The sequence below is a fragment of the Trichocoleus sp. Lan genome (genome assembly GCF_039961855.1).
Taxonomy (GTDB): domain Bacteria; phylum Cyanobacteriota; class Cyanobacteriia; order Cyanobacteriales; family FACHB-T130; genus FACHB-T130.
In genome coordinates, this window is the sequence record NZ_JAMPKA010000012.1 from 12,180 (window position 1) to 31,801 (window position 19,622).

At 47.6% G+C, this 19,622-nt stretch carries 16 protein-coding genes and 1 tRNA gene; 10 read left to right on the top strand and 7 right to left on the bottom strand.

Features of this window, described 5'->3' with window-relative positions:
• Positions 1–14: 14 nt before the first annotated feature.
• From NDA03_RS12355 to NDA03_RS12365, 3 genes are all read right to left on the bottom strand, one after another.
• Positions 15–1,652, bottom strand: coding sequence for a CHAT domain-containing protein (locus NDA03_RS12355; protein WP_348238150.1), 1,638 nt, complete (start codon positions 1,650–1,652; stop codon positions 15–17).
• 363 nt (positions 1,653–2,015) lie between these two features.
• Positions 2,016–4,382: a protein phosphatase 2C domain-containing protein gene (locus tag NDA03_RS12360; protein ID WP_348238151.1), complete on the bottom strand. Its 2,367-nt coding sequence runs from the start codon at positions 4,380–4,382 to the stop codon at positions 2,016–2,018.
• Positions 4,383–4,535: 153 nt separating this feature from the next.
• On the bottom strand, positions 4,536–4,775 hold the full coding sequence (locus tag NDA03_RS12365) for a DUF6737 family protein (RefSeq protein WP_190410864.1): 240 nt from the start codon (positions 4,773–4,775) through the stop codon (positions 4,536–4,538).
• A 356-nt stretch (positions 4,776–5,131) separates the two neighbouring features.
• On the opposite strand from NDA03_RS12365, the gene NDA03_RS12370 reads away from it, so the two are divergent.
• Together NDA03_RS12370 and NDA03_RS12375 are read left to right on the top strand one after the other, a co-directional pair.
• A complete protein-coding gene (locus NDA03_RS12370) occupies positions 5,132–5,479 on the top strand; it encodes a hypothetical protein (RefSeq protein WP_190681945.1) in 348 nt (115 codons plus the stop codon).
• Between the two features lie 85 nt (positions 5,480–5,564).
• Positions 5,565–5,837 (top strand): hypothetical protein, encoded by a 273-nt coding sequence (locus NDA03_RS12375; protein ID WP_190410862.1) that lies wholly within the window; start codon positions 5,565–5,567, stop codon positions 5,835–5,837.
• Positions 5,838–5,916: 79 nt separating this feature from the next.
• On the opposite strand, the gene NDA03_RS12380 is transcribed toward NDA03_RS12375, so the two are convergent.
• Positions 5,917–6,261 (bottom strand): NAD(P)H-quinone oxidoreductase subunit M, encoded by a 345-nt coding sequence (locus NDA03_RS12380; RefSeq protein ID WP_190410861.1) that lies wholly within the window; start codon positions 6,259–6,261, stop codon positions 5,917–5,919.
• Positions 6,262–6,395: 134 nt separating this feature from the next.
• Positions 6,396–6,941 (bottom strand): 3-isopropylmalate dehydratase, encoded by a 546-nt coding sequence (locus tag NDA03_RS12385; protein WP_348238152.1) that lies wholly within the window; start codon positions 6,939–6,941, stop codon positions 6,396–6,398.
• Positions 6,942–7,310: 369 nt separating this feature from the next.
• Between NDA03_RS12385 and NDA03_RS12390 the strand changes: the two genes are divergently transcribed.
• The 4 genes from NDA03_RS12390 (at position 7,311) to NDA03_RS12405 (ending at position 13,293) form a co-directional block, all read left to right on the top strand.
• Complete coding sequence (locus NDA03_RS12390; protein WP_348238153.1) at positions 7,311–8,204, top strand: hypothetical protein; 894 nt, start codon at positions 7,311–7,313, stop codon at positions 8,202–8,204.
• Positions 8,205–8,680: 476 nt separating this feature from the next.
• Positions 8,681–8,941 carry a hypothetical protein gene (locus NDA03_RS12395; RefSeq protein ID WP_348238154.1) on the top strand — a complete coding sequence of 87 codons (261 nt, stop codon included), beginning with the start codon at positions 8,681–8,683 and terminating at the stop codon, positions 8,939–8,941.
• A gap of 219 nt (positions 8,942–9,160) precedes the next feature.
• Positions 9,161–11,389 (top strand): GAF domain-containing sensor histidine kinase, encoded by a 2,229-nt coding sequence (locus tag NDA03_RS12400; protein ID WP_348238155.1) that lies wholly within the window; start codon positions 9,161–9,163, stop codon positions 11,387–11,389.
• Between the two features lie 221 nt (positions 11,390–11,610).
• Positions 11,611–13,293, top strand: coding sequence for an AarF/ABC1/UbiB kinase family protein (locus tag NDA03_RS12405; protein WP_190681936.1), 1,683 nt, complete (start codon positions 11,611–11,613; stop codon positions 13,291–13,293).
• Between the two features lie 103 nt (positions 13,294–13,396).
• Here NDA03_RS12405 and NDA03_RS12410 read toward each other — a convergent pair.
• Positions 13,397–13,469, bottom strand: a tRNA-Glu gene (locus NDA03_RS12410).
• Between the two features lie 291 nt (positions 13,470–13,760).
• On the opposite strand from NDA03_RS12410, the gene NDA03_RS12415 reads away from it, so the two are divergent.
• On the top strand, positions 13,761–14,252 hold the full coding sequence (locus NDA03_RS12415; protein ID WP_190410822.1) for a hypothetical protein: 492 nt from the start codon (positions 13,761–13,763) through the stop codon (positions 14,250–14,252).
• 59 nt (positions 14,253–14,311) lie between these two features.
• On the opposite strand, the gene NDA03_RS12420 is transcribed toward NDA03_RS12415, so the two are convergent.
• Positions 14,312–15,997: an iron uptake porin gene (locus tag NDA03_RS12420; RefSeq protein WP_348238156.1), complete on the bottom strand. Its 1,686-nt coding sequence runs from the start codon at positions 15,995–15,997 to the stop codon at positions 14,312–14,314.
• A 216-nt stretch (positions 15,998–16,213) separates the two neighbouring features.
• Here NDA03_RS12420 and NDA03_RS12425 point away from each other — a divergent pair, with 216 nt between their 5' ends.
• The 3 genes from NDA03_RS12425 (at position 16,214) to NDA03_RS12435 (ending at position 19,612) form a co-directional block, all read left to right on the top strand.
• Positions 16,214–17,191 (top strand): aldo/keto reductase, encoded by a 978-nt coding sequence (locus NDA03_RS12425; protein WP_190410820.1) that lies wholly within the window; start codon positions 16,214–16,216, stop codon positions 17,189–17,191.
• A gap of 258 nt (positions 17,192–17,449) precedes the next feature.
• On the top strand, positions 17,450–18,484 hold the full coding sequence (locus NDA03_RS12430) for a multicopper oxidase domain-containing protein (protein WP_348238157.1): 1,035 nt from the start codon (positions 17,450–17,452) through the stop codon (positions 18,482–18,484).
• A gap of 96 nt (positions 18,485–18,580) precedes the next feature.
• Positions 18,581–19,612 (top strand): helix-hairpin-helix domain-containing protein, encoded by a 1,032-nt coding sequence (locus NDA03_RS12435; RefSeq protein ID WP_348238228.1) that lies wholly within the window; start codon positions 18,581–18,583, stop codon positions 19,610–19,612.
• The last annotated feature ends 10 nt before the right edge of the window (positions 19,613–19,622 follow it).

Sequence of the window (19,622 nt, forward strand, 5' to 3'; positions counted from 1 at the left end):
GCTTTTACCATGCCCTAGCACTTCGTACTATCTTGAATAATGAACTCCCAAGTTTGACCCTGCATACTCCCAAACTTTATCTGGTCTCCCGATTGCAAAGGCACTTCCGGATGATAGACTTTCTGCCATCCACTCGGTCTTAAAATGAACGTGCCGTAACGAGATTTATCTTTTAGAAAGTAAGTAAGTTTACCGTCTGGGAGAGCATCGCAAATAATTTCAGCGTGCTGCCGAGAAACTTCCTGTTTTTCAATCACCAAGTCGTTTCCCTTAGGATTACGCCCCACTCGCAAACTCGTGCCACTAATTGGCGAAACTTTGCTGGTTACTCCTAACGGACGAAGATAGGCAGATGGAGTAGATAAATCGTGCCCAGGTGACTTCACATCCACCGGCAGTATCGTCACTTCCTCGCCAATCGGTCGAATCAACTCACCCTCAAAATCTGGGTGCATATACAGAACCGGCAAAGTCCAGGCTGGTTGGTTGAACTTGTAAAGCGTCAACAACTTTTGCCTTGCTACCGCCACCGCCTCATCAATGGGCATCCGTGCTGCCAGAGCTTGTGCAAAAGCCTGAATAAACGACAGAGCCTCCTCGTCGGCAATCGAGTCGCGCATTCCCAAAACTGCTGGAACACCGTGATGGATTAATACCTCTGCCAAACTGCTGCGCGGCAAACTTTGTTGGTTGTGCCGCTCTGGTTGAGCGCCCCAACAAGCATTAAAAACCGCCAGCGTCACCTGACAGCGAACCAAAACCTGGGCTAACTCCGTGCCATTGATCCTGGCATCAGGTCGCAGAAACAATAATCCACCATCCGCTGCCGGGACGCCATGACCGGCATAGAACAAGATGTTGTAATTTTCTGTTTCCAGACGTGAAATCAATTCTGCTTTTGTAGGTTGTAAAAGCGTATCTACCTGGCACAGAACTGTTGCACCAGTATGTTCGCCATCTGGGTGTAAGTCTGGTCGTCCGCAGCGTTCCAAAATATTAGCCAGCGCCTCCGCTTCTTGTTCCAGCTGCAAGCTGGGAGCGACTTCGCTTTCTGTATCGTGTCCCAGTACCAACAGGATGTTTAAAGCCTGCTCTAAGCGCTGGGGTGGAAGCGGGTCAACCGCATTGCTGGTACGACTAAACAATAGTTGTTGTGATAGAGAAATCGCTTGTTTCCCAGGTTCGGGCTGCATAATTTCCCAAGGCACAGGAATTAAGTCTGGGTCTCGAATTTCTAAGCGCAGCCGCAGACGTTTTTTCTGCCCAATTGCAATTCCCTGACTTTGAGCGAAACTATTTTGAATTTCCCCGTCAAATAACCACTTCCAGAGGCTAATCCCTAAATCTTGCATCAAACGAGCCGTATACGGAAGTGCTTGACCGTTAACATTCAGGGCGTCGAGTGGAACTGTCAAGGCGGGAGGGTTTGCCTGATGTACCAGCGGAACATCAGGGAGTCCCCGTGGGGAAAACATTTCCTGCCATGCCAGCCACTTTTGGGTCAACATTTCAGGCCACGTACAGTCATGCAGAACGTGACCACCCGGACAGGGTGCTTTCATCACCCAAATGGCAAAATGTTCTGCCCCAAGGGAAGTTTTGGAGAGCCGATTGATGGCTAAACTGAGGCAGGGATTCTCAGACTGGGACATTCTAAAGACATTAACCTTAAACCTAGCACTATACGAGGTTTTTTATCAGTCTACCCGAACAACAGGGGAATACTCACCGAATATTCTTCACTCGCTCTTATCACCTCAAATAGGGTAAACAAGGTTATTGAAGAGATATTTTAGCTTTAGCGATTCACTATCAATCGTTTTTGGGCAGTGAATCGTGAGTAATGGGTGGCAAGTCTCTGGCAGTCGTCACTGGCAGCAAAAGACAACTGACCTAGAGACGCGATTCATCGCATCTTTACCAATTGACGAATGACTCCCAACTAGCAACTACCCAAAAACACCTAACCCTGACAAAAACCGAAGTCCTAACAATTAAAGGCTAGCAATTAATTGCTATTTAGAGGGGGACGAAGTGACGGTAGGTGTTGGATCGGCAGCCCCAATTGCACATTCGCCCAAATTAGCCGATGTTGGTGCGAAATTTGGATTAATTACAGGTAAAACGTCGGATTCCCGAATCCAACCAATTTCTCCTTGTTTTATTGGGCGATAGGTCACTTCAGGGACGGCTCTTGGGTTTGGGGTGCCGGAATTAACTTTTTCGGGGGAAAGCTGCGGATTAGATGTAGTGAGCGTTGAGCAAACTTTCACCTGTAGCCAACTGTCAGGGTCTTGATTTCGCTGGATGGAGCTGACTTGCAAAATACTCCCATCGGAAACTAACCCGACTACAGATTGGTTTTGGGGTGCCTGGACACCACGTCGCAGCAAAACAGGAACTTCTTTTCCCTGAACGTTCTTGGTTGTGGAACGGGTGGTTTGGAGCAGCAAGCCAGCCTCTAAAGAGGGCACAGAGGTGGAAGGAGTCACAACAGGTTCTGCCGATGGAGATGAACTGGCGGCGGATGGTTCAGGGCTGGGGCTGGAGGGGGGTGTCAGCCCGATTAGAGGATTGACCTTGTTTTGGACTTCTGGAATCAACCAATAAGCGATCGCTCCGCTGACACCTGCTAACAGAAGCAGCACCAGAAGGAGCGGCAAAGGACTCCTAGTAGTAGACTGCGGTGAAATGATCTTGGTTTTGATTCTGGAAGCAGATGCAGATTGAGAGCGCACCGAAGCCGCTGGAGCCGGAGTTGGAGCTGCGGGTGGAATGGCTCCCATCTGTAGTGCTGTGACCTGTTGCCCAGTTTGAGCTGATGCCACTTGGCAGTAGACAAGGGCTACTGTAACGTTGTCGTGCCCGTTTTTGGTGTTGCCAATTTCAATCAGCCGGGTTCCGGCGGTTGACAAATCAATCTGACCTTCTAGAATTGGCAGAATCTCTGTTTCCCAGTATTGCTCTACTCGGTCATTGTCACTCAGACCATCCGAACAGAGAAGAAAAACACCGTCTTCATCTAAAACAAAGCGCTGTACGGAGGGGTGCAGGGTTGCTGATGAACTCATACCCAACGCCTGAACGAGAGAGCCAGCGCCGGATTGTTCCACTGCATCCCGGTAGAGGGCATATCCGAGCCGCACCTCCCGCGAAGCAATATCATCATCTAGGGTGATCTGCCGACACCCCGTGCGAGTAATCCAGTAAGCTCGACTATCTCCCACATGAGTGATATACATTTCATGAGCGTGGGCTAACGCCATCACCAACGTAGTGCCCATGCGTTGCCGGTCGAGCCGCTGTTCCGTGTCGTTGCGCTGGCTGATAACATCATTGGCAGCACAGGCAAAGTTTTCCAATTCTAGGGTAAGAGCGGTCGGATTTAAAGGATTGGCTGGATTCGCCAGCAGATTCTGTACTCGCTCTTGGATAGTTGCAATTGCCAGATGGGAGGCGACTTCCCCGCCTTCATGTCCCCCAATACCGTCGCAGACTATTGCCAAGGGAAGGGAGGGATTGGTACTGCTTGGACTGGGGGGATAGCAGGCATCCTCATTTTGCCGACGAGTTGGCCCTGTATCGCTGCGGGTGACAATTTGATAGGTGCAAGATTGCGATCGCCCGATGGTTTCCATTGCCTCATCCAACAGCCTCACCAGCTGCTCTGCCGTCTGTACGGCTCCTTGGTTGAGCTGCTGACAAACTTGTTCCAAAAATTTTCCAATGGTTGGGTGTGAAGCGGCGACCCATTTAGACCAGAGTTGACCTAAGTTTTGCAGCGTTACCGGGGAGCTTCGATCCGCCTGCAATATCAATAACCGAAGGATGGAACCTTCTACTCGCAGCAGCGCTGGTGTCAACAAACTCGACCCTACATGATTGATTTGCAGGGGTTCCCACAAATTTGCCATCTGCCATAGCCAAGTCAGTTGGCGCATTGCCGAGGCGTTTTTCCAGACGCTGGTTAGTTCTGGCATGAGGGTGCCTTCCCCGTTCCCGCAGCTGTAAATCGGTACCTGCTCTAGCAGCCAAGTTTCGGCGTTACGCTGCCCTTCTGTTGGTGTCAGAAGTCCGTATAGTTGGGGAACGTGCAGCTGATAGGGAGACAGCTTGAGATAGGGCATAAGGCTATTGGATATCTCCGGCAACATTTCCGGAGACAAAGCCGGTTTGGTATCTAAAATGATGCGATCGCTTTTCAGCAAATATCGCTCAGCAATCAGATCCCCAGCTTTGTAAGCCTCTATCCCTTCACCAACTGCCCACAAGTACCGTTTGAGCAACGGCGTGCGGCATTTCTGACAAAAGTTATGGCTCTGGGGATTAGGAGCCTGACAATTGAGATTCGAGCAGTAAAGCGTTGCCGCAGAATTGTTCATGAAGGTTATGCGCTCCCATCAGCCTGTTGTGATTTGACTTGCTGTTACCAGAAGCTACTGAGAAAGGTAGCTCTTTCTCAATTCGCCAAATCTGAGCGTTAATCTGGATTGTAGCCTCTGACACTCAATAGATTTGCGATCGGTCAATAAAACTCATTCTTCACTTACAGAATTTTCTGTTTGCTGATAATAACGCCGCATTAGTCGAGGCCAGAGTAGCAAAAAGTATGACATCCACACAAGAATGGGAATCGAGACGCCAGCTGTTATCCAAATTGTTTTGGTTAGTGTCCAAGAGGCAGTGATGACGGTAATAGTTGTCAGCAAAATAGACCAAGGCTGACACCACCAAGGTTTATACGTCCAAGGGCTTTCGGGGTCTTTTTTATACACTAGAGGTAAAAAATAATCAAGTTTCTATTTCCAGAGTTTAGCGGTTAAGGGTCTTCTCGTGCTTGAGAAATTGACACTTCGCGTTAAATTTGAATCAGACTAGGCGATGCTTTTTTAAACGTTGGGTAAAATCACTCCGGCTACCAAACTTCAACCGGGGCAGTTTAACTCCTCTTTCAACTCCTCACGAGCGAGGGGCGAAATCCTCCCCTTTCTTGGTAGAGATGGGGAGTCGAGGGTTTACATTTGTTGTCCTGCTTTGATACCGCATTGTGCCCTTTGCCGGTTCTCCGGTTTCGCCAATCAAGGATTGTTGTTCCAATTTGCTCTGTGTACTGCCACTTTCCCCAATTGCCATGCCTAAGTCCGAAGCTTATACTGCTACAGATCCACCATTTGCAGAGCTTAATTCACCTGCTAGTGCAGAAATTAAGCAATTAATTGACTCTTTAGAGGAGTCTCACCGCCTGCGTTCCAAGATGGTAAATTTGGAAACTTGGGCGCTGGCTGAAACGATGGATCATTTTCTTCCAGGGTTTTGGAGCCGCTTCTTAGAAAATCGCCGCATTGCTCTTAAGCAATTTTTGGAGCAGAAACGAGCGGCTAAATCCCAAGTTGCTGCAAATGCTCAGTCTTTGGATGGTAGCGTTATCAACCCAACTCAGCAAAATTCCCCATCAATGCAGAAACAGACAGAGAGCTGACTTACACCCACAGAAAGAGGCGATCGCACACCCATTTCTCTAATCTAATATTAGTAACATTAAGATTCAAATCTTTAGGAGTTATATGGAAAACCCACCCAAAGATACAACCAATAGAACTACTAATCCGGGCGATAGAATTTCCGATAAACCCGAAACCGTTGAAGAAAAAGCCCAGCAAATTGCGGTAGATGCGCCAGATATTACCGGCGACCATATCGTTGTTCCAACTTACTTTGAAGTGGAAGAGCCGGACGGAGAAAAGAAGGCATTACACCATGTTAAGGATGCCGAGGAAATCTCTGATGTGATTCGCCAAGCTCGCGTTGATGAAAATGGGAATCGGATTTGGCGGTAAATTATCTGTAGTGACCAGTAATTAGTTGTTAGAAAGTTTTCTGATATTAAACTCAACTTTTCTAACAACTAAAAAAGAATTACTCAGCCGATTGAGTGCTAACCTGAGGCAGTCCCATGCTGTAATTGAGAACGCGGCTACTCAGGTTGTAACTAATTTGCCCCTGCTGTAGCAGGCTTCTCAGGAAATGTTCCAAGTCGGAACCGATACGACGCAGATTATATTCGGTTAAATCTGCACCGTTGTAAGCTTCAACCATCTCATCGAATTTGCCATAAACCTGTTGCAGAGCGTCTTCGTTCCAATTAAATTCATTATCTGGATCGACATCCAGGGTTAATACATTGTCACTCTCGACGAGTTCGTTGTTCTTCACCTCAGCGGTATAGATGCGGATGTGGCGGGTTGTACACTTTAGCAGCATAGTCGTCAATAGTTTTTGGTTTACAGACATTAATAACTATTTTAAAGAATTGTAAAAGCGATCGCGCTTAGATTCAAAAGTTTTGAGTGTTGAAAGATTGAACTCAAAATTCAACACTCAAAATATTGCGATCGCTACCGGGTAGGAATCATTCCCGTTTGCCGAGCATAAGCGAAAATTCCCCCTGCATCAATCACTGGGCCTACATCACCCAATGGCTGGAGAGAATAAGTTCTACCTAAGGTATGGTTAATCAGCTGATTTTGTTCAAAATCAATTGAAACGTCCTGTCCCGTTTCAAATTCATCGCACAACCGCTCAGAGGATTCCCAAGGGTAAAGTTCCCCAGTAGCCGCACAATTGCGGAAAAAGATCCGAGCATAAGACTGAGCCACCACCGCTTTAACGCCGCTAGCACCCAAAGCAATCGGTGCATGTTCCCGTGAAGAACCGCAACCAAAGTTTTCCCCAGCAATAATGATGGGATACTGGGTCTTGATTTCTCCAGAAGCCACAAACTTTCCATAACGATCCGGCAATCCAATCAAGGCATAACTGCCCAATTTTTCGTACTCGTCAGGCTTGGAAGGAACCAGAGTTAGGTATTCAGCTGGGATAATTTGATCGGTATCAATGTTGTCATCCAAAACAAAAATTGCGCCGCGAATCAATGCGCCCATGATTCAGTTCCCGGTTTTTCCAATCTTCTGTTTAGCTATTTCACTTTATCATTCAAGAGCGCGACTGGCTGCTCTGCGACAGATAGCATCTCGCGATGGGAGGTGCTTGCGTGCCTCCCAAGCGCCTTAACAAAGCTTCGTAAGCGAATCTTCCGCTCAATGTAGAAAAAATATCTTCTGACAGGGACATCTTGCCACAGCAAGACCCTTGGCAATCGTCTGCGCTGCTTCATGAAACTAAGAGCAAAAAAGGAGCGATCGCAGTTGCCGGTCAATTATACTACTCTGACAGAGTCTCTTAAACAAAAGACTGATACTCTTAAATAAAAAAAGTCAGGTTGAACTACCGGCATCATTTACTCAAACAAAATGGTTGATCCGATGGATGATATCGCCAAACAAGCTCGCCAGGGGAGCGTGGCGGCGATTATTCAAATACTCAATGACAAGCTGGCAGAGGCTGGTGTCAGAACTAGAGCCATTTTTGCCGATGGTGTCTTGCAGCTTTTGTGTGAGGCAGCTACGCCAGATCAACTCGAACAATCTAGCCTGGTACAGCGCATTCGGCAGATTCTGGAATCAATTTCACCGCGAAATATTCGTCGAGTCAATATCAACAGTCGGATTGTCCGAGAGCAACAATTACTCTGGCTAGAAGAAATTCATCGAGATCCGGAGAGTCAGTTACTTTGGGCTGAAGAAATTACCCTTGCCAAGCCGAATGTTTTTCGACGTTTAGGAGAAGATTTCAAGGGACGGAAACCTGCCAAAAAAAGTCAGCCACCATTCCCCCAGCCGTCCTCCCGGTTTGTACGGGAAAAACGCCAATTCTGGCGTGGTATTGTGGGCGGTGCCAGCTTATCGTTACTTTTACTGCTGGTAGGCTGGGCGCTTTATGATTGGCTGGGGCCATTTACGATTACTCGGACGCCAGCTTCTGCGCCAAACTCTCCCCCAACGGCGACGACCGCGCCAGCAACCTCTTCAGCACCTGTGGCATCTAGCACTCAAACAACTGCATTGCCTTCGTCAGATCCTTTTGCAGACGCGGTGCGACTTGCGGAACAAACGTCAATTGCGGGGAGAAATGCTCAGACTTCTGCTCAGTGGTTGGATTTGGCCGCTAAATGGCAACAAGCTTCCGATTTAATGGCTGCTGTACCCGCCTCTGATAGTCGTTACGGAACGGCTCAGGATCGGGTGGAATCTTATCGGAAAAAGAGTGAAATTGCCCAGCAGGAAGCAAAAAAAAGGCGTTCTTAAACGTCAAACATTGTTGTTCCCTAGAAAACCCGCTGAAAATTGCTTCTTTACCGAGAAGCCGTTTTCTTCAAAAAATGAGATTCTCGTTGCTCCAATGGTTTTTCTGCCGACTACGTTATATGAGATTGGCAAGACTGCTGCGCTGGTACTACGTTAACCTCTCCTGACTCCTCTCCTTTTAAGGAAATTGAAGCGCTTACGGAGGAGGGGGAGAAAAGAAGTTACATCACTGTGATTTAGACCAAGTCTGCCATTGAGCTTGATTTAAGAAAAAGCCAATTTGGCATTCAGGTTTTAGTAGATATTTCAGTGATTTCAATCACAAAAGCCCTAACTGGAAATCACAAGAATCAGGATGTATACATCATAAAGTCATTGCCGACAGGGTCACTTAGACACAAAGATTAGCGTCACCTGATGGCAACTGGATAAATTGGATACTGACCTTGCTGAGCAAGTCGTCTAGGAGGTGCACGATGATTCTAATTCGAGAAGTGGTTCAACAAGCTCTCAGTACTGGTTTTTTGACAGTGGAAGCAGAAGAGCTGCTCCGGGAGATGCTCCAAGGCAAATATGGCTCAGAGGATCTGAAAGCTTTTATGAGCCTACAACAAGCTGCCATGTCTGGTCAGGTGACGCAAGAGTCGCGCGTGCAGCTGGAAGAAAAAATACTGGGGCAGGCTGAGTCGTTGAAACGTTTACCCACAGAGGTACTGGCTACCACTTCTAGAAATTAGGCATTTGAACTGGTAGAAATCTAAAAAATCTGGGAACCCTAGTCTATAGAAGAGTGAGGGTGAAATCTGGTTGCCCCAGTCATGGTTGTAAAAGATTGACAGCGGATTGCTCCCGACAAACGACTGTTTTTATTGCTGCCGTGCCAACGCCTCTCCCTCTATCCAGCAGAGTGTCTTTTAACCCCTGCCTTGATGTCCTCCTAATGAAGCTCGGCTAAGATGAATGATGCACAAGCGGATATGGATGCAGCCACTGCGATCGCAACGCGGATGTCCCAAGAGTTGGTCGCAAAGCGGCACGCTAGCGTTAGTAAAGCGGCTCAGGAAGAGCTGGCGGCTGTCAAAGAGCTGCAAACAGCTGCAACCCTGATGGTAGAGCCTCTCACTTCACCGATGCCCAGTCCAGTTGAACCGGGTTTTATAGAGGAATACAAGGGCGCACTCATGCATTACCCCAGCGATCGCTGCATTCACTTAGGGCAACAGATTACTCAAATCCTTCTGACAAGCTCAGCTCCGGAAGCGGTATTGCCCAAAATTGCGGAGGTAGTGGGAAGGAGTTTGCAGGCAGACGCTTGTTTTATAAAAGCGATCGCGAGCCATCAGGCGACACCACAGGCTGCTTTTTGGTATGCAGAGGCATTTTCAGGGTCTAACGGAACATCCAACGTGGCGGAGGCGGGAACCGTTGAGTTTAAGAGCGTGCGTCCTCTGTCCTCGAAAGGATGGATGCAAGAAAATGCCGTGCTAGAAGAGATCCTAAGCGATCGCCAACCTGTAGCGATTTCGGATACTCAGGCAATTGAAACTGGACGTGCCTGGGAAGATCCGGTACGTGCCGTGCTGGGAATTCAAACCCAATTTCAATCTTCAGCAAATGGGGTGATTGTCGTCGGGCGATCGCAACCCGGCGATTGGACAGAGATTGAAAAAGAATTGCTGAAAGCTGTGTCAGACTCAGTTGCGATCGCAATTTCTCAAGTCCAACTCCAGCGACAGGTGCGTATCGCCGCCCAATACCAAATCCTGATCAACCAGCTGACCTTGGCAATTCGAGCAGGCAAAGACGTGAATCAGATTCTCCAACTCGCGCTTGCCGGTACAGCTCAAGCTTTCCAAGTTCACCGTGGCTTTATTCTACTGCTGAAATACGTCGCTCCCCCGTTGAAAAACCGTTCTTTAAAGCAGATTCCTAAAGCGAAAGTTACGGTGGTTTGCGAATGGTCTTCCCAAAGCAACAGCGAACAACCAGCAATTAAAGAAACAACCGCTTCTGTTTCACCTTCTTGGTTAAACCATTCTTTTGGGCTCTCGGAGTGTCACTGGTGCCAACAGGTCTTCATGCAGTCACCTGAGCTATTGGCGATCGCGAATCAAGCGGATCTCGCTACCAGCAACCCAGCAGACACCTCTGCCAGCCAATCCTCCGACCTGTTTAAAGAAGCCATGCCTGCTCTGCTGATGGTTCCCCTGGAAAGCCAAGGTACCGTGTTAGGGTTCCTGGTGCTACAGCATCATCAGCCTCGTTCCTGGCAATCTGAGGAATTAGAGTTAGTAAAATTAGTCAGCGCTCAGGCGAGTACGGCAATCATTCAAACGCAATCATTACGCCAAGTGCAAGCTCTTGTCGAGGAGCGTACCGCCCAGCTGCAAGGCAGTATGGAAGTGCAGGCGAAGTTGTACGAAAAAACTCGCCAACAACTCGATCAGTTGCGGCAACTCAATCAAGTGAAGGATGAATTCATCAGCAACCTGAGCCATGAGTTGAACACACCGCTCACCACGATGAAGCTAGCGATTCGGATGTTACGTCAAGCCGAACAGTCGCCAGAAAGTCGTGCTAAGTACCTGGAGATGCTGGACGAGCAGTGTACTCGAGAAATTGATTTGATCGCGGACTTACTCGCTCTCCAGAAACTGGAGTCGAAGAAATCTTCAATTCATCTGCAAAAGATAGACCTCAAGCAGGTTATTCAAGAGTTAGTTGAGCCATTTGAGCAGAAATGGGTGGATAAAGGATTAACGCTAGCCGTAGAGTTCCCCAAGCGATCGCTAATGCTTCAGACTGACGCGGATAGCCTCAATCGCATACTGCATGAACTTTTGACCAATGCTGGCAAATATTCTGAGCCAGATTCTACCGTTCATTTGCGTGCTACTCACGAGATTAATCCGCAAGGGAATCAGATTGTTCTTTACTTGAGCAACAATGGTCCTGGCATCTCGCCAGCAGAAATGGGGTATATCTTTGATAAATTCCGCCGGGGTAAAGGCATCACCGAACAAGCAATTCAAGGCACTGGGTTGGGCCTAGCTCTGGTAAAGTCTTTAGTACAGCACCTCAATGGTGCGATCGCTGTCTCTAGTTGTTCTACTGAAGATACTCACGCTTGCGAAACCTGCTTCACGCTCACCTTGCCTCAGTCTTTTGACAGCACTCAAGTCTGAAGCCAGAAACTAGACAACCAGACGCCAAATCTGAGAATTTATAAGCTGTTGCACGTTTAACTTGCATATTCTGAAAATAGGGGAAAAGTGGTGAATTCCTCTCTTCTGTTCTTGTAGCAGTTCAGACTGGCTTGCTTCGAGATTTCACGGCTTACTAATTCTTGTAAGGGCTTACCTGCCAAGCACCCCGATTCTGACTCCTGACTTTATTAAGGGATGATATGCTCGCAAAAGCTCCACTAAAACCCCTACGTTGGCAACGAACGAAATATACTGCCCTTGCTCGTCAACTAGACATTTTTGGAGCAGCAGCAGAGTGGGTGTTTTATTTATGGTGGGATAATATCTTTAGAAATACTTCCCCTTTACATAAAAAGCGTCGGGCACAGTGGTTAGTTGAAACTTTACTAGATTTAGGTCCCACTTTTATTAAGATTGGGCAGGCATTATCTACCCGCGCAGATTTGCTGCCTCTAGAATATGTAGAAGCGTTGGGGCAGCTACAGGATCGGGTTCCGGAATTTAGTGCCGAGCAAGCAGTCGCGCTGATTGAATTGGAACTTGGTAATTCAATTCATGCTCTGTATCGGGAATTCGATCGTTTTCCGATTGCTGCGGCTAGTTTAGGGCAAGTCCACAAAGCACGGCTGCATACGGGTGAAGATGTCGTTGTCAAAGTACAACGTCCGGGATTAGAAAGGTTATTTAAATTAGATTTTCAAGCTTTGGGTAGGCTTGTCCGTTTTTCGCGGCGCTATCTGCCTTGGACAAGAAAATATGAATTAGAAGCAATTTATAGCGAATTCTTTAATCTTCTTTATCAAGAGATTGATTATATTCAAGAAGGTAAAAATGCCGAACGTTTTGCTGCCAATTTCCTCGGTTATCCCCGGATTCTGATTCCGAAAGTTTACTGGCGTTACACAACCACAAAAATTTTAACTGTAGAATATTTACCTGGAATCAAAGTAAGCGATCGCAAAACTATTGAAGCCTGTGGGTTAGATCCGAAAAGAATCAACCAACTTGGAATCTGTTGTTATTTAAAACAACTCTTACAAGATGGTTTTTTTCAAGCAGATCCTCACCCTGGAAATATGGCAGTGAGCCAGGATGGCAGCTTGATTTTTTATGACTTTGGCATGATGGCAGAACTGAAGTCTATTGCCAAAGATCAAATGATTAGAACATTTTTTGCTGTCCTAAAAAAGGATACAGACGAGGTATTAGATACCTTAATTGATATGGGTTTAGTGGTGCCTGTCGCGGATATGACTCCGGTACGAAGGTTATTAACTTTTATCTTAGATAAGTTCACTGAAAAACCGATTGATGTCAAAGCTTTTAGTGAAATGAGTACCGAAGTTTATGCCATGTTTGAGCAGCAACCCTTTCGCTTGCCTGCCCAGATGACGTTTATTTTAAAGGCATTAACCACACTCGATGGGATCGCTAGGACACTCGATCCTGAATATAATCCAGTAGCAGCGGCTCAACCCTTTATTAAAAGTATCACTGTCTCTCAAGCTAAAGGAAATTTAATCGGCGAACTTGCCCGACAAGCCAAGAATTTTATTGGTTATAAATTGCGACAGCCAAAAGCTTCGGAAATTTTAATCCGGCGCTTAGAAGAACGAATTGAACAGGGAGAGTTACAACTGCGAGTGCGAACCCTTGAAAGCGATCGCATCCTCAAACGGATTAATTTAGCCCTAAAAAGCCTAGTTTATGCCTGTTTAACAGGTTTTACCCTCCTGTCGGCGGCAGTGCTGCTGGCGCTACCTTCCTATAGTAGTTGGGCGATCGCTATTTTTGGTTTATCAGGTCTATGGTTCTTGGTGTTGCTACGCTCTTTATTCAATTTAGGCTTGAAAGAAAAAATAGACAAACTCACTGAAAAATAGCTGTTAGCCGTTCGTTCTTTTCTCATCTAGTAACGATGAGAATTTATTCTCTTAAATTAAAAAGGGAAAAGGCAAGAAGTTTTTCTTGCCTTTTCCCTTTTAATACCCCCAGGGGAATTCGAATCCCCGTCGCCTCCGTGAAAGGGAGGTGTCCTAGGCCTCTAGACGATGGGGGCCTGCTCCGTTGCACTTTTATTAATTTAGCCAATTGAAAAGCTTTTGTCAACACCTAAACGAAAAAAATTTGAGCGGGGAGTTAAGACAGGCAATTTCGGAGTTTTGGGGCAGGAGGAGCGCGATCGCGTTAGGCTAGTGGCTGGGTAAGCAGCCAGGGTATGCGGCAATAATTTGCCGCTCGCGATCGCGGGACGCGACCAATCGGGACGTAATTTTAGTGAAAAGCCCGATCGCGTCAGCTAGAGCTGCTAGAACAATAGTAGTCTTTAATTTCTATCTCCTCACATTCCATGCTGACCCATCACCGCAGACCTGTCTGCCTATCACTTGTATCTACTGATATGCCGGTTTGGTCTACCATTGAAACCGCTGCTACCTTATATCAAAAAGACAAACAGCGCTTTCATCTGCTGCTCACGGAACCAGAAATTCGGGATTGGGAACGCTCTGAAGAAGCGCCCGCTGTTGCTAAAGACCAAGCGCCAGAAACTCCCAGACTTTTGTGGTTGGAAATTTCCCCTTCTAGGGTGATCATGACCATGCAGGGAAACGGCAAGTTGAGTTATCGCCATCTCTGGGAACGAGGAATTTATGGTCTTAGCCGCTATTGGTTACATAGCGAGTCCTTAGCCGCGCATGGACAGGTGCGTCTGCGAAACTTTACCAAAAGTTTGACTCTAGAAGGGCGTCTCTTGCCAGAACATCTGCGGCTGGAATATGAATTATGGTCGGAGAAAGTCCAGTTGGGGAGCTATATCCTGAATCTGGAGATTCATCATTAGTCATTCGTCCTTAGTTGCGACTCCTCAACTAAGGACGGATGACTAATGACTTCAGACTTTTAAAAAGTAAATGTTGTTCGGATGGTGCCAATCACCAAATCGTCATTAGCCGCATTATGATCGGGAGCAGTGAGCCAGATAATCCCCGGTGTTATCGCGATGTTATCCGTCACTTGGTACTGATAGAACGCTTCTAGGTGCAATGAAGTATCTGAATCCTGAATGCCCAACTGGCTAAGGCTATTAGCCCGATTTTTCACCTTTGGTTCCATGCCAACAATCACACCTGCCAAATTGCCGGTTTTTCCCAAGTCAGGAAATGCCAACGTTAAAGCCCAGTTCCAGATGTTGGCATCTCCCAGCGCGCTCGCCCTCGCCGCCGTGTAGCCAACCCATCCTCCGACGACAAACCGGGGACTAATCTGAAAAGAGGCTTCTACACCGTAGGAATTGCTAACCACTGGAAACCCTAACGGATTTAACTGATTATTCAGGTTGGCGTCATTGCTGCCAGTTTGCAGGTCATTTTTATAAGCGTGAACATAAGTTAATCCAATGCTGGCGCGATCGCTGGGTTTAAATAATACTTGTGCTAATGCCCCATAAGAACCATTGAACAATCCGTTTCCAGATTCCGGACTATCAGCGTCCCCGGCTAAATAGCCTAAGCTCAGTTCCAGTTTGTCGTTGAAAGCGTGCCGAATCCCAATACCTGCCCCCTCAACCAGGTAGTAAATGGAAGGACGGGTTCCGAAGCGAGATAAGGCACCGCTGCCACCGTCGCCATCCAGGTAAGGGTTGACGGTATTCGTAAAGTTTTCTGCATCAGCGGCATTGGCAGCAACCACGACTTCTGTATTCTTGCCGACGGGGAACTGGTAAAGCAGCTCATCAATCACGACATCACTGCTAGTATCGCCCGTAAAAAATAGGTCGCCTTCTGGGGTAAGGGTACGTTCGGAAAGCGAACCCAATCCTTCAGCTTGCAGTCGAGTTCTCAGGATATCTCGACCTGTAAAGCTAGTTTCTAAGTTTAGGCGCGTCCGATGCCCAAAGATTGCCACGTCATCGATCGGCTTGCTATCAGCATTTTCCCCGGTTGCAACGCCTGCCACCCCAAAAATCGCTTCCCCAGCAAGTTTGGTCGTGGTGGAAAATCCAATCAGTTTCAGTTCCTCAGTCCGCGCTGTTAGTTCATCGACTTTCCCGCGCAGCAAGGCGAGTTCAAGGGTATATTCTTCTTTTAAACGCTCCAATATCACTAAGTCTTCTTTAGCAATGGCGTCTCCGTTCGCCACAGGCAGTACCTGGCTAATTCGGTTGAGGGCAAGATTTAGGGCAGCAGCGAATTCATAGCGGCTCAAGGCTCGATTGCCCCGAAAGGTGCCATCGGGATAGCCAGCAATGACCCCATATCGCTCTACTAAAGACCGTAGCGCCTCATACGCCCAGTCACCTGGTTGAACATCCTTTAGCTGGGAAACGTTGGTGACTTGGTTCATGCGGTCATCAACAGAGTCTTCCTGCGCCGAGTCTGGCTGAGCGTAGCCATCAATTTGTTCTAAAACGCTGGATGATGACTCCGGGGGGTCATCGACGGGCATGACAACTTCTGGAGTGTCAACAGGAACGGGATTTTCTGGCGTTGTCGGAATTTCAGACGCGATCGCTTTCCCACTGACAATCAGGATTGCTCCTAAAACTGCTGAGCTTAGCCACTGAGAATTCCTGAGGATTTTGCACATCTCTACTCTTCACACCACTTAAGCTTCTTCCCCATTGTTCATTGTCAAATGCTTTCTAACATGACAACAGAGAAGATTTGTTTTATTTCAGCCAGAGTGTTCCGTCGTTGAAATTTCAGACGCGATCGCATCCGATGAAACAACCAGAATCATTGCGATCGCAAGCAGGAATCGCTGCTAAAACAAAGAGTAGAAGCACTACTCTATAAAATCACCATGACACCGAAAACAACGCGCCGTGCTTTCTTAGCCACTAGCATAGCTGTAGCAGGAGGAATTGTCGGCACTGCGGCGTTGAAAGAAGAGCGGACGCCTGCGGAGTCATCTCCAACGCCGGTGACAGCAACCATACCGGAACGGGAATTGGGAAGTACTGGGGTGCGTCTCCCGATTCTCGGTTTAGGGGGTGCTGGACAGACACCATTATCCTGGGAAAATTCGGAAGAGAAAGCGATCGCCCTCGTTCAAAAAGCTTTAGATTTAGGTATTCGTCACTTTGATACAGGGGCAAGCTATGGCCCTAGCGAAGACTATCTAGGAAAAGTGCTACCTGCACATCGAAGTAAGTTATTCCTGAGTAGTAAGACGGCTATCCGCGACCGAGATGGGGCTTGGCGGGAGTTGGAGCGCAGTCTCAAACGTCTGAATACAGATTACCTTGACCTATGGCAACTCCATCATGTCTCTTTTGAGCAAGAACTAGACGAAATTTTTGGGCGCAACGGTGCAATTCAGGCTTTGGAAGAGGCAAAACAGCAAAAGCTGGTGCGTTTCGTTGGCATCACCGGGCACCACGAACCGGCAATCATCGCTGAAGGCTTGCGCCGCTATGCCTTTGACACAACACTTATTCCCATAAATCCTGCGGATAAACACCATCCACGCCCGTTTATCCCCGCAGTGCTACCAGTGGCGCGGGAGAAAAAGACGGGTGTGATTGCCATGAAGGTGCCAGCTTACGGGCGTCTATTTAAGCCGGGAGTGTTGGAGGGAATGCATCAAGCGTTAGGATATTCGCTGTCAGTCCCAGGTGTACATTGTGCAGTCATCGCCGCTGAAAATCCTACACAGTTAGAGTCAAATGTCAAGGTAGCCCAGGCATTCCAACCACTTGCTGAGACAGCGATCGCAGAAATTGAGCAACGCACTGTTGCTGCTTGGGAGGATAATACTTTCTTCCGCGCTTGGACTTGATTGTTTTAACCGCAAAGGACGCAGAAAAATTCGCCCTCACGACGATTACCGAACCTCACTATCGAAAAAACGGCGATGAAAGTCGCACGACGCCTTAATGCTATGTATGCACTGTCAAAACTAGGCAAGCAATTTTACTAACGTTTATCTTGATTTACTTATTGAGAATAATTGACAATAAATGAACAGAGTTTTATACTCTTCTGGAATTATTTACAAACTTTCCTCAATTGATCGGCGCGAACCGTCGATCGTGTCATGCCGAAGAACCCACTACTATTACTACAACAAGGACAACCTTTGAGCCGCCGCAAACTGCTGGCACTAGGATTAGCAGGAGTCGGTGTGACTGGTGCAGCGTTAGCCGGAGGTAATGCTTTACGCTTGGCTTTACCCGCTCTCAATAAAAAACGAACGCTCCCAGCAAGAGTGCCACCCGTTGCCAGCGATACACCCGCCGATCCGAGTGGCTTAAACCCCATGACGGTGTTGCGAGATTTTGATTATGGCACGATTAAGCAGGAAAATGGACGGGCAATCCGGGAATTTCGGATTGTTGCGGAGAATTCCATGCTACAGCTCAATAGTGCGGTTTCTTATAACACCTGGACTTTCAACAATCGCGTACCAGGGCCAACATTACGGGCAAAAGAAGGCGATCGCATTCGCGTTCTTTTCCTCAATCAAGGTGGACATTCCCACTCGATGCACTTTCATGGCTTCCACCGTTCTGAGGTGGATGGAGTGCGTCCGGTGCGCCACGGAGCCGCAACGATTTATGAGTTTGACGCAGAACCGTTTGGCGTGCATCTGTACCACTGTCACACGGAGCCTGTGACGCGGCATATTAGCAAAGGTCTGTACGGTATGTTTATCATCGACCCTCCTGAGGCTCGTCCACCGGCGGATGAGATGGTGTTGATGATGGCTGGCTATGACATCGATGAGGATCGGAAAAATGAACTGTATGCCTTTAATGGTCTGCCTGACTATTACATGATGCACCCGATCCCGATTTACCAGAATCAACTGATTCGCCTATACGTTCTGAACATGATTGAGTTCGATGTAGCGGCGACGTTTCACCTGCACGCCAACATGTTTCAGGTGTATCGCACTGGGCGCACTCTGACTCCCACGGAACAAACCGATGTGATCACGATGGGTACCGCTGAGCGGCATATCCTAGAATTTTCCTTCCGGTACCCGGGGAAATATATGTTTCATCCCCATCAGGATGAGATGGCAGAACACGGTTGTATGGGTCAGTTTGAAGTAATGGGTTCTGCTTAGTAGAAATTTTCGCAAAAAGTAGTTGATATAGTTTTGCAACTACTAGATAATAAACCCCGGAATCTGAATAAAAAAATGTCTCAAAACTCTTCAATGATGCCTTCTTTTCGGTCTTTATCTTATACCGTGGCGATCGCTGGTTTAATCGCTCTCACCAGCTGTGGGAATGCCCCAACCACCGACAACACCGCATCCCCAGCAGCGAGTCCCTCGACCGCAGCTTCTTCCCCTGCAAGTACCACAGAAACGGCTGCTCACAATCACAGTAGTGGTAAGCAAATCAACATTAACACGGCTATTCTCTCCGAGTTAGACAAATTAGAAGCAAAATTAGGCATTCCAGCACTGTCTAATAAAATTCAAGCAAGTCGTCCCTACGGCAGTCCTGAGGAATTAGTTACCAAAAAAGTAATTAGCCAGGAGCAATATGACCAAGTGAAAGACATGGTCACGATTCAGGATGTGGTGCTAACTGGGGAAGCCAAAGACGTTGATTATATGACCAAGTTAGGCTTGATGAAGGGTCATCTCTTGGTTGCCAGAGAACTACTCGATCAACAAAAACCCGACCAAGCGGAACCTCACATTGGGCACCCGGTAGAAGAAATCTACGTGGATGTAGAAGACCAACTCAAGGAACGCAACGTCAAAGAATTTAAGACAACTTTGATTAGCCTGCAAGATTTAATAAAGTCCAAACCCAAGGATGCCAGCGTAAAAACGAGTTTCGCTCAGTCCACAGAGGCTGTGGACGCGGCAATTAAGGCTTTACCCGAAACCCAACGCCAGTCTCCAAAATTTGTGCTACAGACGATCAACGGGTTGCTGGATGCGGCGAATGCAGAATATGGAGCCGCGATCGCTAACGGCAAAATCTCCGCTGCGATTGAGTATCAAGACTCGCGGGGGTTTGTTAACTACGCCGACACTTTGTATAAAGGGATCGCCGATAAAATGGTTAAAGAAAATCCGGAAGCCCACAAAGCGATCGCAGACAGCATGACCCAGTTGAAAACTGCTTGGCCCTCCGCTATTCCCCCGGCTGCACCCGTAAAGACTCCGGAGGAAGTAAACCAGCTAATCAAGACAATTGAGAAGAACGCTCAAACTGCGATCGCGAAGAGTTAACCAATCTAGG

Coding starts and splice junctions, on each gene's coding strand:
- NDA03_RS12430 (WP_348238157.1), top strand. CDS start 17,450: ATGCCGAAGAACCCACTACTATTACTACAACAAGGACAACCTTTGAGC.
- NDA03_RS12405 (WP_190681936.1), top strand. CDS start 11,611: ATGCTCGCAAAAGCTCCACTAAAACCCCTACGTTGGCAACGAACGAAA.
- NDA03_RS12370 (WP_190681945.1), top strand. CDS start 5,132: ATGCCTAAGTCCGAAGCTTATACTGCTACAGATCCACCATTTGCAGAG.
- NDA03_RS12355 (WP_348238150.1), bottom strand. CDS start 1,652: ATGTCCCAGTCTGAGAATCCCTGCCTCAGTTTAGCCATCAATCGGCTC.
- NDA03_RS12435 (WP_348238228.1), top strand. CDS start 18,581: ATGCCTTCTTTTCGGTCTTTATCTTATACCGTGGCGATCGCTGGTTTA.
- NDA03_RS12400 (WP_348238155.1), top strand. CDS start 9,161: ATGAATGATGCACAAGCGGATATGGATGCAGCCACTGCGATCGCAACG.
- NDA03_RS12395 (WP_348238154.1), top strand. CDS start 8,681: ATGATTCTAATTCGAGAAGTGGTTCAACAAGCTCTCAGTACTGGTTTT.
- NDA03_RS12415 (WP_190410822.1), top strand. CDS start 13,761: ATGCTGACCCATCACCGCAGACCTGTCTGCCTATCACTTGTATCTACT.
- NDA03_RS12425 (WP_190410820.1), top strand. CDS start 16,214: ATGACACCGAAAACAACGCGCCGTGCTTTCTTAGCCACTAGCATAGCT.
- NDA03_RS12360 (WP_348238151.1), bottom strand. CDS start 4,382: ATGAACAATTCTGCGGCAACGCTTTACTGCTCGAATCTCAATTGTCAG.
- NDA03_RS12390 (WP_348238153.1), top strand. CDS start 7,311: ATGGTTGATCCGATGGATGATATCGCCAAACAAGCTCGCCAGGGGAGC.
- NDA03_RS12420 (WP_348238156.1), bottom strand. CDS start 15,997: ATGTGCAAAATCCTCAGGAATTCTCAGTGGCTAAGCTCAGCAGTTTTA.
- NDA03_RS12375 (WP_190410862.1), top strand. CDS start 5,565: ATGGAAAACCCACCCAAAGATACAACCAATAGAACTACTAATCCGGGC.
- NDA03_RS12385 (WP_348238152.1), bottom strand. CDS start 6,941: ATGGGCGCATTGATTCGCGGCGCAATTTTTGTTTTGGATGACAACATT.
- NDA03_RS12380 (WP_190410861.1), bottom strand. CDS start 6,261: ATGCTGCTAAAGTGTACAACCCGCCACATCCGCATCTATACCGCTGAG.